Source organism: Allostigmatella hybrida, assembly GCF_020103775.1.
In the GTDB taxonomy this organism is placed as follows: Bacteria; Myxococcota; Myxococcia; order Myxococcales; family Myxococcaceae; genus Hyalangium; species Hyalangium aurantiaca.
In genome coordinates this window covers 31,290-46,319 of the sequence record NZ_JAHXBH010000018.1, presented here as the reverse complement: position 1 = coordinate 46,319, position 15,030 = coordinate 31,290, and the positions used below count along the sequence as shown (strand labels likewise).

General features: G+C 67.9%; 15 protein-coding genes. 5 read left to right on the top strand and 10 right to left on the bottom strand.

Translation table 11 applies throughout. The features are described from left to right. The first annotated feature begins 41 nt into the window (after positions 1-41). Positions 42-593: a hypothetical protein gene (locus KY661_RS24270; protein WP_225412478.1), complete on the top strand. Its 552-nt coding sequence runs from the start codon at positions 42-44 to the stop codon at positions 591-593. Between the two features lie 21 nt (positions 594-614). On the opposite strand, the gene KY661_RS24265 is transcribed toward KY661_RS24270, so the two are convergent. The 4 genes from KY661_RS24265 to KY661_RS24250 form a co-directional block, all read right to left on the bottom strand. Beyond that, positions 615-992, bottom strand: a complete 378-nt coding sequence (locus KY661_RS24265; protein ID WP_225412477.1) for a hypothetical protein — start codon at positions 990-992, stop codon at positions 615-617. 31 nt (positions 993-1,023) lie between these two features. Next, positions 1,024-1,320 carry a hypothetical protein gene (locus KY661_RS24260; RefSeq protein ID WP_225412476.1) on the bottom strand — a complete coding sequence of 99 codons (297 nt, stop codon included), beginning with the start codon at positions 1,318-1,320 and terminating at the stop codon, positions 1,024-1,026. A 101-nt stretch (positions 1,321-1,421) separates the two neighbouring features. Next, the gene (locus KY661_RS24255) at positions 1,422-1,928 is read right to left on the bottom strand and encodes a hypothetical protein (protein WP_225412475.1); all 507 of its coding nucleotides are present in this window, start codon (positions 1,926-1,928) and stop codon (positions 1,422-1,424) included. Positions 1,929-2,025: 97 nt separating this feature from the next. Continuing rightward, positions 2,026-3,519 carry an HAD-IG family 5'-nucleotidase gene (locus KY661_RS24250; protein ID WP_225412474.1) on the bottom strand — a complete coding sequence of 498 codons (1,494 nt, stop codon included), beginning with the start codon at positions 3,517-3,519 and terminating at the stop codon, positions 2,026-2,028. Between the two features lie 106 nt (positions 3,520-3,625). Here KY661_RS24250 and KY661_RS24245 point away from each other — a divergent pair, with 106 nt between their 5' ends. Next, entirely contained in the window at positions 3,626-4,138 is a 513-nt protein-coding gene (locus KY661_RS24245; RefSeq protein WP_225412473.1) for a hypothetical protein, read from the top strand. Positions 4,139-4,216: 78 nt separating this feature from the next. Then, positions 4,217-5,212, top strand: coding sequence for a type I methionyl aminopeptidase (gene map / locus KY661_RS24240; RefSeq protein ID WP_225412472.1), 996 nt, complete (start codon positions 4,217-4,219; stop codon positions 5,210-5,212). Positions 5,213-5,241: 29 nt separating this feature from the next. Here the strand turns inward: map and KY661_RS24235 are convergent, their stop codons facing one another. From KY661_RS24235 to KY661_RS24225, 3 genes are all read right to left on the bottom strand, one after another. Continuing rightward, positions 5,242-5,706 (bottom strand): SitI3 family protein, encoded by a 465-nt coding sequence (locus tag KY661_RS24235; protein ID WP_263437318.1) that lies wholly within the window; start codon positions 5,704-5,706, stop codon positions 5,242-5,244. 19 nt (positions 5,707-5,725) lie between these two features. Further along, positions 5,726-7,153, bottom strand: a complete 1,428-nt coding sequence (sitA5, locus tag KY661_RS24230) for a SitA5 family polymorphic toxin (protein WP_225412470.1) — start codon at positions 7,151-7,153, stop codon at positions 5,726-5,728. 97 nt (positions 7,154-7,250) lie between these two features. Then, the gene (locus tag KY661_RS24225) at positions 7,251-8,387 is read right to left on the bottom strand and encodes a C39 family peptidase (protein ID WP_225412469.1); all 1,137 of its coding nucleotides are present in this window, start codon (positions 8,385-8,387) and stop codon (positions 7,251-7,253) included. A 283-nt stretch (positions 8,388-8,670) separates the two neighbouring features. Between KY661_RS24225 and KY661_RS24220 the strand changes: the two genes are divergently transcribed. Both KY661_RS24220 and KY661_RS24215 read left to right on the top strand, forming a co-directional pair. Then, positions 8,671-9,231, top strand: a complete 561-nt coding sequence (locus KY661_RS24220) for a GreA/GreB family elongation factor (protein WP_225412468.1) — start codon at positions 8,671-8,673, stop codon at positions 9,229-9,231. Between the two features lie 208 nt (positions 9,232-9,439). Continuing rightward, positions 9,440-10,723, top strand: a complete 1,284-nt coding sequence (locus tag KY661_RS24215; protein WP_225412467.1) for a type I restriction enzyme HsdR N-terminal domain-containing protein — start codon at positions 9,440-9,442, stop codon at positions 10,721-10,723. A gap of 87 nt (positions 10,724-10,810) precedes the next feature. On the opposite strand, the gene KY661_RS24210 is transcribed toward KY661_RS24215, so the two are convergent. From KY661_RS24210 to KY661_RS24200, 3 genes are all read right to left on the bottom strand, one after another. Further along, positions 10,811-11,530 carry a dienelactone hydrolase family protein gene (locus KY661_RS24210; RefSeq protein ID WP_225412466.1) on the bottom strand — a complete coding sequence of 240 codons (720 nt, stop codon included), beginning with the start codon at positions 11,528-11,530 and terminating at the stop codon, positions 10,811-10,813. A gap of 892 nt (positions 11,531-12,422) precedes the next feature. After that, positions 12,423-13,826 carry a M20/M25/M40 family metallo-hydrolase gene (locus KY661_RS24205; RefSeq protein ID WP_225412465.1) on the bottom strand — a complete coding sequence of 468 codons (1,404 nt, stop codon included), beginning with the start codon at positions 13,824-13,826 and terminating at the stop codon, positions 12,423-12,425. 39 nt (positions 13,827-13,865) lie between these two features. Further along, positions 13,866-14,927 carry a patatin-like phospholipase family protein gene (locus tag KY661_RS24200; protein WP_225412464.1) on the bottom strand — a complete coding sequence of 354 codons (1,062 nt, stop codon included), beginning with the start codon at positions 14,925-14,927 and terminating at the stop codon, positions 13,866-13,868. Positions 14,928-15,030: the final 103 nt, after the last annotated feature.

Here is a 15,030-nt window from a genome sequence, read left to right as displayed (position 1 = left end):
CGCTGCGCCGTTCGAGGGTAAGCTGCGGGGCACCTGCCTTCATGAGATTCGCTCCGCACCTCTTCCTGCCGGTGGTTGGCGCCGTGCTGCTCGTCGCGGCGGTGGTGGCCACCGCCCTGTGGCCCGAGGCCCCCGTGCCGGAGGTGGGTGTCTCGTCCGCCCCTCGCCCCTCCCTTCCGCAGGCACCGCCCCCCGCGCCCTTGCCGAGGCCTGCGCCCAAGCCCGTCGCGGTCCGCCCCCCGCCCGTGGAAGCGCCGCCTCCGGCCGTCGCCGAGGTGCCCGCGCCGCCCCGGGCCGAGCCCCCCTTCCAGGCTCCGGTGGAGCCTCCGCGCCGGGAGGCCGCCTCGGAGGCGCAGGAGCGGGTGGTGTCGAAGCCGTGGATGGGCCGGACCATGGAGCGCGTCGCCCAGCGGCTGGGAGAGGATCAGGTGCGTCTGGAGCGGGAGCGCCAGGAGGCGCAGATGCGGGGAGACACCGCCGAGGTGGAGCGCCTGGAGAAGCGCATCGAGCTCAACCGCAAGCGCATTGGCGTGATGCGCACCAAGTTCCCGGGCTCTTTCGAGCAGGGCTCCGCCCCCGCGCCCTTGCAGTGAGACGCGGCTCCGGGAGGCGGACTACCGCCCCCGCCGTGTGAGCTTCTTGCTCGCCCGGAGCGCGGGCACATCCCCCCGGCCCCGGGTGTGCTTGGGCGAGCCCTCCTTGCGGTAGCCCGCGGCTGCCTCCACGGGCAGCGTCTTCCGGCGGGAGAGGCTGCTGCCCAGCCCCGGCGTGGGCAGCTTGAGGCTCCGGGCCGTTAGTCCCTGGCCGGGGGGATGGCAGGCGCTGACCGTGCGGTCCGCGAAGCCCATCTCCCCCGGATCCTGGCCTCCGCACTTCTTGGCGTGGTGGGTGCTCATGCCCCCGGCCGTGTGAATGTCGGTGGACTTGAGCTTCATCATCGTGCCGCGCCGCTTGGCGCGCTTCGCACGGAAGGCCTGGGGTTTTTCGGGCATCGGCCCCTCCGGGGCAGGGTTCAGAAAGGGCTTACCCGCCGTGGAGGGGACTGCGGTCCGCGGGGCCTCCCGCGCGTTTGACGCCCATCTCGCTGGGGGCCTTCTTGCGTCCCTGCACCAACGTGGCTCGCCGGTGGCTCTTGGGTTCGTGGATCTCCGCCGCAGGGCCCAACGTCACCCGCGCGAGCGCCTTCTCCCGGCGCAGCAGCGCGGCCTCGTCCCGCGGCAGCGTCTTCTTGCCCTTGCTGGCATGCTGACTGGGTTGTGCCGCACGTGCATCCACGGACTGCGGGTTCTTCATTCCGGCGACTTTCGTCCGTACCGCCATGAGTGCCTCCCTTTAGATCTGAGGTAGGGACGACACCCGGGCTTGTGGAGTCCGGCGAGGAACGCGTGGGATGGGCCCCCGGTGACCGGGCGGGGAGGCGATCAGCCCTGGCGCTTCTTGGATTTGCGCGGCTTGGCCCGCAGCGTCTCGGGCGGAAAGAGCCAGCCGTCCTCCAGGGTGCCCCCGGCGGCCGTATTTCCCTCGCCACCCGTGGACCACTTGAGGGGGGCCGCGGTGGGGGCCGTGAGCCCCTGGGAGCGGCAGCCCCGGCACCACGACTGGGGACGGCGCTCGCCGCGGATGATGCGGTAGCCGAAGTCCTGGGCCGTGGGGCCCTCGTGGTTGCAGCGCGGGCAGCGGGTCATCGAGGTGATGCCCGTCTCCTTCGCCTTCTGCCGCCCGTGCTCCACCACCAGGGCCAGCGCCACCGCGAACCCCACCCGCCCCTCCGAGGCGATGTGGAACTGGCGCGCCTTCTTGCCCTTGCCCGCTTTCAGGATCGGAACGAGGTCGCTACCGCCCAGCAGGTTGCGCTGTTCGATGACGTGCTTCGTCTTCTGAGAGGTCGACTGGCTCACGGGACAACAAATACTAGGGACGTCTGACATGCCCCTGGGACAGGGGGCCCGCTCCCCCCTGTCTGGTTGCCTCCCCACCGGCCAGGCTTCAAGAAAAGCCCAGTTCTTTCAGGGATTTAACGGGGCGTCACGAGGTGGTCCCGGTGGTCGCGTCCGTGGAGGGGAAGACGGGGGTGCCGCCGGGGATCATCGGATCATGCGGCAGGCTGCCCCGGGGGCTGCGCAGGTAGACGAAGGGGCTGGCGAACAGGAAGTTCGAGACGCGCGAGGTGTAGATGTCCGCGTAGCGCTCCACCTGGCGGGCCAGGTGGCTCTTGTCGTTGCCGGCGCGGGTGAGCAGGCCCCAGTGCGGGTTGGACAGCTCGCTGGCGGCGCGCGCCATGGGGCCCAGCTCCGCGTCCAGCGCCTCCAGCTGGGTGCGGAGGGCGCCCAGCCGGGAGAGCAGCTCGTCCTCGGGCATCTGCGAGCGCGGGCCGTAGTGGGCCCGGCGCCGCTGCAGCTCCAGCCGGAGCTGGCAGGACTCGGCCTCCAGCTGCTCCTTGAGCACCATGCGCTCGGCCAGCCGCGCCTCGGTGGCGCGGAAGGCGGCGATGGCCTGCACCTCGTCCTCCAGCTCGCGCAGGATGAGCGCGGTGCGCCAGCGCAGCACGTTCTTCGTCACGTGCACATCGCCGAACATGTGGTCGCCCACGTAGAGGATTTCATCCCCGCTCAGCCCCAGGTGCCGCTCCAGCTCCACCGCGCTGCCGCCGAAGTAGGGCGTGCGGGGCTTGAGCGCGCCCGAGTTCGGCCGCAGCAGCGCCTCGCCGCCGCCGGTGTCCACCACCTCGAACAGCGGTGAGCGCGTGGTGAAGAACTCGGGCTTGCGCGCGCTGACGATGACGACGTCGAACAGCTCCCGCCACGTCATGCCCGAGGGAAGGTACGGGTCGAACGCCGCGTGCATCATCGGCAGGGAGTAGGCCCACTCGCTGTTGGTGATGAGCAGCAGCTTCTTGCCCGAGTGGCGCTGGTCCAGCAGCGCCAGCGCCGTCTCGGGGTCCGGCAGCACGTAGCGCTCGGGGTCGGCGATGATCTCCGCCTTGAGCCGGCCCGCCATGTGGGCTGCGTCCAGGGTGCGGCGGACGATGTCATAGAGGTCGCCGTAGCCCATGGGGCCCGGCAGCTTGCCGGCGTCCAGCAGGTCCACGAGCTGGGCGTAGATGCACGCCTCGGACAGCGAGAAGAGGGTGTTGAGGAACATCCACCGCCGCTCGGACAGGTCGATGATGGTGCGGGCGTACTCGGTGCGCTGGGCCTCGAAGCCCATGGGGCGCGTGCCGTGGAGCGCCTTCTTCACGAAGCCAAAGCGGTTGGCCTTGAGCAGGTTGCCCTTCTCCGTGTCGATGATGAGGCCGCGGATGACCAGCGCCGGATCGAACGCCAGGTGCCCCACGGGCCAGTTCTGCGCCAGGAGCCCTTCGCGGATGTACTCGTACGCACGGCGCTCCCACGCTTCCACGTGGTAGTGGACGAGCGTGTAATCCATGTCGTAGCCAATGGCCTTGATGGCCCTCATGTTGAGGGTGCGGTTGCAGAAGATGCCGCGTTCGGGAGGGGGGGCTGTGAAGTGGCCGCTCATGCCTGCTTTCCTGCCTGGGCCCGGCGCGAATGTCGAGCCACGAGCCGGCCACGGACGGGGTCTTTCCCCCCAGAGAAGAACAGCTTCTTTGTTAAGGTGTCAGGCCATGCACATTTCCTCGCGCGTGGGCCCCACGGCCCTGCTGTCCCTTCTCGTCATGGCCTGCGGGGGAGAGGATGAGGCGCACACCCCCGTGGCCGCCGTGCCGCTGAGCGGCACCGTGCACGGGCAGCCCTTCACGGCCGTGTCCGCGATCGCCTACGGCTTCGAGGACCCCGGCGTCCCGGACAACACGCTCATTCAGATCTCGGAGGCGCGGCTGGATTGCGGCGACCTGGGAGCGCTCACGGAAGGGCGGCGGGACTTCACGCTCGCCGGTCCGTGGACCGTGCACACCGAGCCGTTGTCCCTCCAGAACATCCTGAGTGCCGTGGTCTACCGGAACGGGAAGCCGGACAGCTCCCTGGTCGTGTCGGGCCTGGTGGAGTTCGTCGAGACGCCCCCGGAGGTGGGGGCGCTGGGCAAGGTGCGGCTGCGCGGCATCAGCTCCCAGGTTTCCGTGGAGGGGGAGGTGAGCGTCAAGTTCTGTGGGCAGGCCCCCGGCGAAGGGGGAGGGTAGAAGGGGGCCTGGCCGGAGGGCTGCCCCCCCATCAAGGCCCGTGCGTCCCCCGGGGCTCACGGGTTATAGACAGCAGCGATGAATACTCAAGCCGCCGCCCGCCAGCCGCCCGCTGTTCTCCCAGCTCCCAATGAGGTTTGCTGGTGTGGCAGCGGTTCCAAGTACAAGAAGTGCCACCGGGGCGCGGACGCCGCCGAGGCGCGCAAGCTGGGCGGCAATGCCCAGCGCAAGGGCATCCGCCCGGGCCTCATCAGCCCCCGCCGCTCGGTGCCCGCGCACATCCCTCGCCCGGACTACGCGGAGACGGGCCGGCCGGGCCGGGGCGAGATGTCCGACGTGAAGAGCCCGGACGTGATTGCCCGCATGCGCCGCGCGGGCAAGGCCGCCGCCCAGGTGCTGCAGACCACCGCCGCGGCCCTGCGCCCGGGCATCACCACCGACGAGCTCGACGCCATCGCCCACGAGGCCTACATCCAGCTGGGCGGCTACCCGAGCACGCTCAACTACCACGGCTTCCCCAAGTCGCTGTGCACCTCGATCAACGAGGTCATCTGCCACGGCATCCCGGACAGCCGGCCGCTGGAAGACGGCGACATCATCAACCTGGACATCACCATCTTCCTGGAGGGCGTCCACGGGGATTGCTCGGCCACCTACTGCGTGGGCAAAGTGGACCCGGACTCCGAGCGCCTGGTGCGCGTGGCGCGCGAGTGCCTGGACGTGGGCCTCCAGGCGGTGAAGCCCGGGCGGCCCATCAACGACATCGGCCGCGCCATCGAGTCCCACGCCACGAAGAACGGCATGAGCGTGGTGCGGGCCTACTGTGGCCACGGCATCGGCGAGAAGTTCCACAGCGCGCTGCAGATTCCTCACTATTACGAGGAGGATGCCAACACCATCATGCAGCCGGGCATGACGTTCACCGTGGAGCCGATGATCAACCTCGGCCACTGGCAGCACCGCTCGTGGGACGATGGCTGGACGGCGGTCACCGCCGACGGCAGCCGCAGCGCCCAGTTCGAGCACATGCTCGTCGTCACCGAGCAGGGCTACGAGCTGCTCACGCTGCCCTGAGCGTATCGCCGTGACGGGGGGGCCATGCCTTACAACACGGGGAAGTCCTTCAGCGTGTAGGGCATGTTCACCCGCTCCAGCCGTTCTGGAGTCCAGAGGCCGGTGCGTGAATCCAAAAAGAGTTGCCCGTCCTGCCGCAGGAGCAGGACGGTGTCTCCATTGAACACGAGCGCTGCGTCACCCGGTACTTGATGAAGCACCGCCAGTTCCGCTTGGAGCATGGCGGTGACAGCCCTCGCTCTGTCCGAGAACTTGTCGATGGAGAAAGCGAGGGCCGACGTGGGCTCGATGCCCAGTCCTTCCCTGAGAATCACCTTCTCCAAGGCAGAAGTGGGGCCCGCGCTCACGAGAAAACCAGGCCCCTGGGTCTCCATGGGTGCGCCTTCGGGCGTGCGCCTTTCTTCGGGCGTCAATTGCAGCTCCGCGAGGGCCAGCATCAGGAGCTCCTTCGCCTCCAATGCGGAGGTCATGCTGAATCGATAATCAAGAGACATGGAGTTCCTTCATGGGGATTCAAGGCCAGAACGGAACGATCTTGCCGTCCTTGGAAACGATGAGAACTTCTCTGAGATTGGGCATCGGCCAATCTCTGAACTGCTGGCCGAGAGCCTTCAGGTCGACGGGGCTATCGCGCAGGTCAAGGACGATTCGATCCGCCTGGCGGGACGTATTCGCCGGATTGACCTTGCTTGAGTCGATTTCCGACCAAATGTTTCGCGGATTGCCGGTAACGGGGGCGTAGTTGTCGAAGATTCTGCCTTCAATCTCGAAGTCTGGGTTGCGGCTGCCAGGTACCCGGGGGTTCTGGCTGACCTTGTACCCAGTCTGGGCCAGGATATCCGCTATCTCATTTTCACGACGAATGGACCGTTGAGTGGCTTCGTCGTCGGAAGCGGATGACTTGGCTCTTCTTCCACTCGGCTTGGCATGAGGGTTGGGCGGCAAGGAGGGACGCGTAGGACCGCTTTCCTGATCATGCGCGTTGTTACCAGCGCTCTGGCTTGCCGAGCCTCTGGCGGTCATTGCGACCGCATGGGGCGCAAGCCCCACGGTCATGACGCCCTCGGCCACGGAGATGGAGCGAATGCCTCCCGCCAGGGCGGCGGACATCTGGAATCCCGCGTGGGTCTCGGCGGCCAAGGCTGCTTGCGCGAAGCCCGGGAGGTGAGGCCCCTTGGAGGCCATGTTCGCCGCCCCGCCGCTCAGTGCCGCCGTCAGCGCCAGGAGGATGACGCGTGCGCCGTTCTTTCCCATCACCTTCCCGAAGCGGTGCCCTGCTTCCTCCAACTCCTCGAAGGAGATGGCCTTCTCCGCGTCGGCGGTCAGGCGTCCCCAGCCGTCAATGATGCCGAAGAAGACCTCCAACCCCAGGTACGCGACGAAGTAGGTCGTGAGCGCCAGCGCCACCAGTTTGGTCGTGGGCTCGGGCATCACGAGCAGGAACATGTAAGCCGCCATGGCCGACGTCACCATCGCCTTGAAGGCCAAGGGATTGACGGTCTCTTTCACCGCGTCCTGCACGCCCGCCCACACGCTGTCCCACGCGAAGCTGAGGGCCAGGTCTCGACGGGCTCTGGTGTCCAGCAGGCTCAGGCCTCCGCCGAGCAAGGTAAAGCACTCCTCAGGGCTTCCCTGTCGGGCGCACCACTGCTGGTAGCTCCCCTTGGGGAACTGGCGCTGCCTGGCCTCTCCATCCCACGAGACAAGCCGGTAGCGAGGGCGCTCCTCTTTTTGCGCATGGAGGGAGAAGCGCATGTCCAGCACCAGTCGGGTGAGCGCCTTCTGGAACTCCTCCTCGTGCACCTCGATGGGCTTTGCGTTCTTCGGTGGGCTGTAGACGATGGGCTCGCCGTGTCCCGTGTCCAAGCGCACTACCCGCGACGCCGTACAGCCCGTCCAGAAGAACCCCAGCAGAAACACTGCCCCCCAGTTCCACTTCATCGCGGCCTCCCATGCCTGTGCTGGCTCACATGGACGTCAGCCTCACACGTGAGGCTGACGTCCGAGGCGACTGCACAGGCTCAAGCCTTGGGAGACCTCAGGGCACGGTGTTGACCGAGCCCGCGGGCAGCGCCGTGCCGGAGGGCCACAGCACATAGGCGGCGCCTGCCGAGTGGCGCCACGCTTGCCAGAGCTCGTCCCGCTTGTACGTCACCCCCACCTTGTCATCGCTCGGGAAGGCCGGGTCGTTGCACACGACGTCTCCCTGGGGTGTGAAGCCTTTCACCACGATGAGGTGTCCGTCCGAGCTGTAGGCCGCCGAACCCGTGAGCGTTCCCGGCGTGTAGGCGATGCTGATGCTCACGGGGATGCCCGCGGCGATGAACCGCTCCACCTGGGAGAACGCGTCGAGCCGCACCACCGCGCCGTGCAGGGCGCCCTCGCCCCGGGCGGCCGCGTAGGCGGTGTTGAAGCTCCAGTTGCCCGTGCCCCGGTACACCTCGTCATAGACGTTCGCGGCGGCGGTGGGCACCGGCTCGGCCAGGTCGTTGCGGCCCAGCTTCCGGTTCCAGTAGCCCAGCAGCATCGTGGTGGAGGTGGGCGAGCACCACACCGGCCCTCCGTTCGGGTAGGGCATCTGCGAGAGGCCCGGCACGTCCAGCACCGTCCCCCACGCGGTTTGATCCGACGGGGCATCCACCGGCATGCGCGTCCCGTCGCTCAGCGCCACCGAGAGCGCCCGGACGCGCGGGCTCACCCCGGGCTGGGTGGAGTAGAGCCACACCGTGGCGCGCAGGGCCTCCGCCTTCCGCTTGAGCATGAGCGTGTCGGTGAGCACGCGCCCCTGGGAGTCCTCCTGTCCATCCACGCTGCGCCGGGAGACGGTGCCCTTGTCGAGCGCCCAGGGGCCGAAGTCATAGTCCTTCGTCCAGGTGCCCTCCACACGCGCGGCGAGCGTCACCCGCACCCACGTTCCGGGCGGGGTGAGCGCGTCATAAGAGGGAATGGCGCTGTCGAAGCCGCCGGTGATGGCCTGCTCGGCCAGGACCGCCGAGCCCACGCGGTAGCGCTCGATGGGGGGCGTGCCAGGCGCACCGCCCGCGGGAAAGGGCGTGGTGCCCAGCGGGGCCTCCGCGTCCAGCTCCAGGGTGCCATCGGGGGCCAGCACCGTGCCCTGCCGGTGGAAGCGGTCGAAGTCCTTTGCCGCCGCGCTGCTCCTCCAGAAACGTGCCACGGGGGCCTCCTCGGGGGACTCATTCCCGGGCGAGCGGGAGGTCCTGGCACAGGCGGCCAGCAGGAGGGTGGTGCACAGACAGAGGATTCGGATTCGCACGGGGTGACAAGGCCTCCGCCAGTCGTAGGAACGCACAGGGGGCCGCATCGTAATGCGATTCGCCGGGGAGGCGTAGGCGGCGCGGCCCGGTCTGTGGCTCGGGAGACGAAAGGCACGGGCAGGGGCGCCGCGAGGGACCGGCCGATTCCTTGCCCACTCCCGAGGGGTCCGTATCGTTCCGCCCATGGACAAGCCCTATCTCGTCTCACAGTTGGGTGAGCGGCTCCGTTCAGCCCTTCAGACCGCCCACCGGGCCCACTCGGGATCCCGCGCGGATGCGCGCTCCGGCGCGGCCCGCGCCGTCAACCTCGCCCGGGGTACCGCTCAGCGGGACACCCAGGCCCGCGCCGCGCTCGATGCGCTCGATGCGTTTCATCCCCGGCCCCTGCGCAAGGGCGAGCGCATCGGCCTGGGCGCCGTCGTCGAGGTGGAGAACGAGGAGATGGGGCAGACGTTCTTCATTGCCCCGGTGGGCGCAGGCGAGGAGCTGACGCTGCCCGGTGGAGATGGGCACATGCGGGTGATTACCCCCGTGTCGCCCTTCGGCCGCGCCCTGATGGGCAAGCGGCCCGGCGATGTCGTCGAGGTCGTCATCCAGGGCGAGCCGGTGGACTGGACCATCCATCACCTTCGCCGCCTGAGGCCTCTTCCCTTGCCGCTTGGCCTGGTCAAGCAGCTGGTCGTGTCCCTCCAGTGCTTCGAGCCACTGCTGACCAGTCAGGAGTGGCTCTCGGTGCGCTTCTGACCAGTCAGAAGTGGCCTTCGTTCGCACTGCTGACCCGTCAGTAGGCCGCATTCTTCCGGGCCCAAGCTCCGGTCCGCCCAAGTGGCTGTTTTTAGTGAGGATCTCCGGACTCCGGGCTGCATCTTCGAGCTCGCGGGTCCCGAGAGCATCAGGCCTTCACTGTGTAGTAGGCTGAGCGCCTCTTCGAGGTTCCGATGGGGGGTACAGCATGGAAGCCAATCACCTGCTCGAACTGGTCAAGCGGTTCAACGATAACCGCGAGTACATTACCAATGAAGAGACCGCCAAGATGGCGCTGGTGGTCCCCTTCATCCGGCTGCTTGGGTATGACCCCAACATCCCCAAAGAGGTCCGGCTCGAATACGCGGCGGAGTTTACCCAGGGCGATGGGAAGCGCCTTCCGGACCGGATGGATTTTGCCATCTTCGACCAGAGTGGCGCCAAGCCCTTGATGGTGATCGAGACCAAGCCGTTGGGAACGGACCTGATGGCCAAGTCTCAGCAACTGGCCCGGTACATCGCTCAAATGGCGGAACTCCACTTCGGGATCATCACCGATGGTTGCCACTATCTGTTCTTCGGGGACCTCGAAAACCCGAACCAGATGGACAGCGAGCCGTTCTTCAGCTTCTCGCTCGAAGACACCAAGACCGATTGGTCGAAGGTCGCCAAGTTTCTCTCGAAGTTCAGCCGGGAGTCCTTCAACGCGGAAACCCTGGTGACCGATGCGGAGAACAGCCGCTACCGCCAGGCCATGATCGACAGGCTCGCGGCAGCCCTGAAGTCTCCTGCGGAAAATGAAGGCTTCATGCGGTGGCTGACCGAGGAGGTCTACAAGGGCAAGCGGACCGGCGCGGTGATGACGCGCCTGGGAGAGGTGGCGAAGGAGGCCATTGAGCCCGCCCTGCTCCGCGTCATGGGGGATGACTTCCTCGACAAGCTCAAGGAGCGCATTCAGCGCCTCCGCGAGACGGGAGACTCTCCGGCGGAATCCACGCAGAACGTCCTCAAGCCTGATTCGGCCAAACCCTTCGAAGAGGTGAAGGGGACCGCAGGTGAGGAAAAGCAGCGCATGGCCGTGGAGACGACGCAGGAGGAACTCGACTTCTTCGCGCTCATCCGGGACATCTGCGCCAAGGGGGGAACGAATCCCGAGGAGATCCTCTACAGGGACACCACCGCCTACTTCAACATCTCCTATCGCAAGCCCACCAAGTGGTTCTTGCGCTTCTTCAGCAATGCGAAGCGCAAGAGCGTCGTCACCTGGGTGCCCGCTGCGGAGGCCAAGCAGCTGGTCTCTGGATTCGTGATTGAAGACGCCCCCGCTGCGCTGGGACTCTCCCGGGTCTATTTGGAGAACATCGCTCAAATCTGGGCGTTGAAGGCCCTCGTCCTGAGGAGCTTGGAACTTTCCAAGGTCAGCAAGGAGGAGACACCGGGTGAGGTTGCGGCACTGCCTGCTTCCCCCCTCAAGGAGGTGGCACCCGTCTGATGCTTTCGAAGCATCGGGTGGCCTCCTCGAGCCGAACACCCTGGGCGAAGCCTTGATGGAAGGCTTCGTCCAGGGAAAGGATTCGGCCTACCCGAAGAGCTCCTCCAAGAAGTTCTGGAGAGACGCCCAGGAGCGCCGGTCCGCCTCGGCGCGGTAGCTCATGCCTTTCTGCCGGTCATTCGCCTGCGGGTTGGTGAAGGCGTGGGTGGTCTGGCCATAGGCGTGAATCTGCCAGTCGCATCCCTTGGCGGTCAGTTCATCCGCAAGCGCGCGGACGTCCTCCGGTTTGGCGAGCGGGTCTTCCCAGCCGTGGAGCGCCAGCACCTTGGCGGTGATCCGGTCGAGCGTGGGCACAGGCGATGGGGTGAACACTCCGTGAAACGGGGCGACCCCCAGGATGTCGGTGCGCGTCCGCGCTAGATCGAGTGCGCACAGACCTCCGAAGCAGAAGCCAATCGCGGCGAGCCGGGCCGAATCGACCTCCTTGCGTGCCTTGAGCGCATCGGCTGCGGCTCCCAGCCGTGCCTGGAGCAACGCTCGATTCTGGAGGAGCGCGTTCATCAATCCGAAGTTGTCGGGGTTGGGGGCGGTTCGCGCGGTGATGCCATAGGGATCCAGCACCATCGCTGCATAGCCGAGCGCGGCCAGCCGACCGGCGCGCTCTTCCTCGAAGGGCGTGGGACCTCGCACGGTGGGAGACACCAATACGCCTGGCAACGGTCCCTTCACCGCATCGTCCCAGGTCAGGAAGGCGGCCGATTCGACGCCTCCCGCCTCATAGGAGAACCGCTGTGACTGGATTGCCATCGCTCATCCTTCGCAGGTGATGCGGCGCATGGCCGCTGTGGGGCAGGGGAACAGGTATCACGGGCCCTTCCGTGCCCAAACCGAGGACTGTCACCGCGCCATACAGGTCATCCGCACCTGTCCGGGGCGTGCCCGCTCATACTCGACTTGGCACCGAAGTCCCTCTGGGCACGGAGTGCTCTGGCAGTTGTCCCCTTGGACCTCGGCGCATGCGGAGGCGGATTCTTCATACCGGATGCATTGCTGTCCGGCCGGGCAGCCTTGCCGTTCACACGAGGGGAGGCACACGGGCTCTGGGGCCGTTTCCGCACAGAAGAAGCCGACGGGGCAGGCGTCTATGGCGCCGCTCTGGCATGGCCGTGCGCACCAACCCTCTTTCCCTCCGCACAGCAGTCCGGCCGCGCACGCCGCCTCCAGATTTTTCGCGAGCGCCAAGCACCGCTCCCCTTCCTGCCGTCTGCCAATGGGAACGCAGAACCTCACCAGCGGTCCTTCTCCCTCGGTCGCAACAGTCCGGCAGACTTGCCCCTGCGGGCACTGCAGATCCGTCAGGCACTGACTGTCGGTGCAGTACTGCGTGAAGATCCGGGTGTCCCAGACACAACCCAGCTGCGCCTCACAGGGACGGTCAGGTCCGCATGAACGGCGATAGGTGCTCAACCTTGTACGCATCTCCGTATCGAGAACAGGGCTGATTCTTCTGCCCCCCGGCGCGACCTCGGGCGAGGTGGGCCAAAGCGCACCGGCCAGCAAGAGAATGAGCGGTACTGGCAGGAGTCCTCCCGCCAAACCTACGAGCACCGTCTTCCTGCTCACCCGCCGCACTGCTCTCACCCGAACTTTCCCTCAAGGACTGGCCTCGCTGCGGAGCCATGGGCGCTGGCAATGGCTGTTATTTCGTCAGCTCTCGCAACAGTTGGTAGACGAACTCGGCGCCGGGTTGCAGGGAGGCTACCGGGACGCGCTCGTTGGGCGCATGGGCGGTGCGCGCGTCCTCCGGCGTCAGGGCGAAGAGGTCGATGCCATACGCGTGGATCCCTGCCCGGCGCAGCATCGCGGACTCGGTGGTGCCCGTGGACTGGCGGGGGATGACGGGCACTCCTGGCCACACGCGCGCCGCGGCGGCCCTCGCGGCCCGGAACATCGCGTTGTCCCCCACGGGCGACATGGGCGAGTCGGGGGCCCGCGTGTCCATCTGCACCTTGATGGACGTGTCCGCCACCGCGGCCACGAGCCGGGTGTGGAGCGCCTGCACATCCTCGTCCGGGAGCAGCCGGCAGTTGAGGATGGCTTCCGCCGTGGCGGGAATGACGTTGGAGCGGGTGCCCGCGTGGAACACCGTCGGCACGCATGTGGTGCGCATCACCGCCGCCAGCGCTGGATCCAGCCGCGCCACCGTGTCCACGGCCTCCTGGGGCGGGGCCTCCGGCGAGGCGGCAATGCGCTTCAAGGCCTCGCCCAGTTCCCCCTCCGTCATGGGCGCGCGGGCTTGAATGTGCAACCGCGCGGCGGGCGTCAGGCGGGCGGGGAAGGGGAGGGCCCCCACGCGCGCCACCGCCGCCGCCAGGCGCACCAGCGGATTGGGCGCCACCGGGGGCGCGGAGGAGTGGCCTCCCGGCCCCGTCGCCTTCAGCACCACGTTCCGGGAGACCCGCTCCGCGGCCTGAAGCGCCACGAAGCGCACCCGGCCGCGGTCCTCGCTCAGCTCGGTCAGTCCGCCTTCATTGAGGGCGAACTCCGCCTCTCTCAGCTCCGGACGGTTCGCCAGCATCCACTCCAGGCCATGGCCTGCCCCCACCTCTTCGTCCGCCCCCAGGTACAAGAGGATGTCGCGTGAGCGTGGCCCCCCCTCGCGCTGGAGCCGCCGCAGCGCCAGCACGCTCGCTGCCGCCATGCCCTTGTTGTCCTGCACGCCCCGCCCGTACAGGAAGCCGTCCCGCTCGGTGAGCGTCCACGGATCCGTGGCCCACTCCTCCTTCCGGGAAGGCACCGTGTCCAGGTGGGCCAGGACGAGCAGGGGCCGCCCCTGGCCTGTTCCCTTCAGCCGGGCCAGCAGGTTGCCGCGTCCGGGAGCGGGCTCGAACAACTCCACCTGGATGCCGGCCTCGCTCAGCCACCGCCCGGCAATGCGGGCCGCGGCCGTCTCGTTCCCGGGCGGATTGGAGGTGTCCACCGCGACCAGCTCGGAGAGCAGCGTGCGCAGCTCCTCCGTCCGGGGCGGGGCGGCAGGGGCTCTCCCGGAGGCATGACCGCACCCCAGGGCGATGAGACCAAGACACAGGGACAGGGCTCGCATCCGCGCAACCTACCCCGCTTCCCAGGGCCGGTGCGTCCCTCAGAGCGGCTGAACGCGGTCCACCCAACGTCCCGTGGCGAGCAGCTCCTGGAACTCCTCGCCCAGCTGCGCACTGGCCTGGCGCACCGTGTTCCAGTTGCGGATCCGCTCCGCATCGCCGAACCGGACGAAGTCCTCCCGGTCGGGAATCTTTCCGTGTGGCAGGCGCGAGACGAACGCCTCGGACGGTGACAGCAGGAGCGCGCGCTGGAAGTGCCGCGACAGGCTCCACCGCCAGCGCAGCGACTTGTCGAACCAGCCCGGAATCACATGGGGATAGAAGTGCGGATAGAGCACCAATCCCTCTCCCGGCCCGAAGTGCAGGTTCGGGTGGTAGTCCACGATGCCCCCATCCCGGTACGTCCCCGCGAGCGCGCCCGGAATGTGCACCCCGCTCATCAGCCCGGGGATGGAGCCGGAGGCCAGGAGCGCCGCCCGCAGGTTCTCCCGTGTCAGCGGCTGGTGCACCGTGGGCAAGTCCTTCAGGCCCGCGAACGGGCTGCTGTCCCCGGCGGTGTGGAAGATGGCACGCTTCATCTGGAGCGAGAGCGTGCGTCGGCTCACCCCATTGGCCAGCGCCGCCAGGGCCAGGCCCGAGAAGAGCACGCCCGGAGCGTCGCTGGCCGTGGGCCCCCGGCACAGCGTCGTCATGACATGCAGCCGCGCCCAGGGGTGGCCCACAATCTCCTCCGCCCCTTCCGGCCCCAGCAGCGCATCCAGGATGCGGGCGCTCGTCCCAGAGACGAGCGAGGGCGGCGGCCGGGGCGGATAGCGCTGCTCCAGGTACGCCGCCGCGAAGCGGTCGAGCGCCGCCACGGGCTCCTTCTGCGCCAGGCACGCCAGGCGCCAGCTCCCGATGGACGCGCCGATGAGGTGCAGCGGGCGGCTCCGGGGGGCGCGCAGGAACTCGCCGAAGAGCACCCGGTCCAGCCCAGACAGCACCAGCCACTTGGGCCCGCCCGAGGCCCCGGGCAGCACCTCCACGTCCTCGGCGCGCAGGCCGCGCTCGCGCAAATGCCGCAGGGCTTCGGGACCGGCTCGCAGGGTAAGAGAAGGTGGCATCCCCCGCCGACCCTATCCCGGCCGCCTGGGAAAGGGAGCCCACCTCTCCTCACAACTCCCCGGATACTTTGAAAGACAATGGAAAATTAAATTGTGGGGAGAT

Coding starts and splice junctions, on each gene's coding strand:
- KY661_RS24270 (WP_225412478.1), top strand. CDS start 42: ATGAGATTCGCTCCGCACCTCTTCCTGCCGGTGGTTGGCGCCGTGCTG.
- KY661_RS24265 (WP_225412477.1), bottom strand. CDS start 992: ATGCCCGAAAAACCCCAGGCCTTCCGTGCGAAGCGCGCCAAGCGGCGC.
- KY661_RS24260 (WP_225412476.1), bottom strand. CDS start 1,320: ATGGCGGTACGGACGAAAGTCGCCGGAATGAAGAACCCGCAGTCCGTG.
- KY661_RS24255 (WP_225412475.1), bottom strand. CDS start 1,928: ATGTCAGACGTCCCTAGTATTTGTTGTCCCGTGAGCCAGTCGACCTCT.
- KY661_RS24250 (WP_225412474.1), bottom strand. CDS start 3,519: ATGAGCGGCCACTTCACAGCCCCCCCTCCCGAACGCGGCATCTTCTGC.
- KY661_RS24245 (WP_225412473.1), top strand. CDS start 3,626: ATGCACATTTCCTCGCGCGTGGGCCCCACGGCCCTGCTGTCCCTTCTC.
- map (WP_225412472.1), top strand. CDS start 4,217: ATGAATACTCAAGCCGCCGCCCGCCAGCCGCCCGCTGTTCTCCCAGCT.
- KY661_RS24235 (WP_263437318.1), bottom strand. CDS start 5,706: ATGTCTCTTGATTATCGATTCAGCATGACCTCCGCATTGGAGGCGAAG.
- sitA5 (WP_225412470.1), bottom strand. CDS start 7,153: ATGAAGTGGAACTGGGGGGCAGTGTTTCTGCTGGGGTTCTTCTGGACG.
- KY661_RS24220 (WP_225412468.1), top strand. CDS start 8,671: ATGGACAAGCCCTATCTCGTCTCACAGTTGGGTGAGCGGCTCCGTTCA.
- KY661_RS24215 (WP_225412467.1), top strand. CDS start 9,440: ATGGAAGCCAATCACCTGCTCGAACTGGTCAAGCGGTTCAACGATAAC.
- KY661_RS24210 (WP_225412466.1), bottom strand. CDS start 11,530: ATGGCAATCCAGTCACAGCGGTTCTCCTATGAGGCGGGAGGCGTCGAA.
- KY661_RS24205 (WP_225412465.1), bottom strand. CDS start 13,826: ATGCGAGCCCTGTCCCTGTGTCTTGGTCTCATCGCCCTGGGGTGCGGT.
- KY661_RS24200 (WP_225412464.1), bottom strand. CDS start 14,927: ATGCCACCTTCTCTTACCCTGCGAGCCGGTCCCGAAGCCCTGCGGCAT.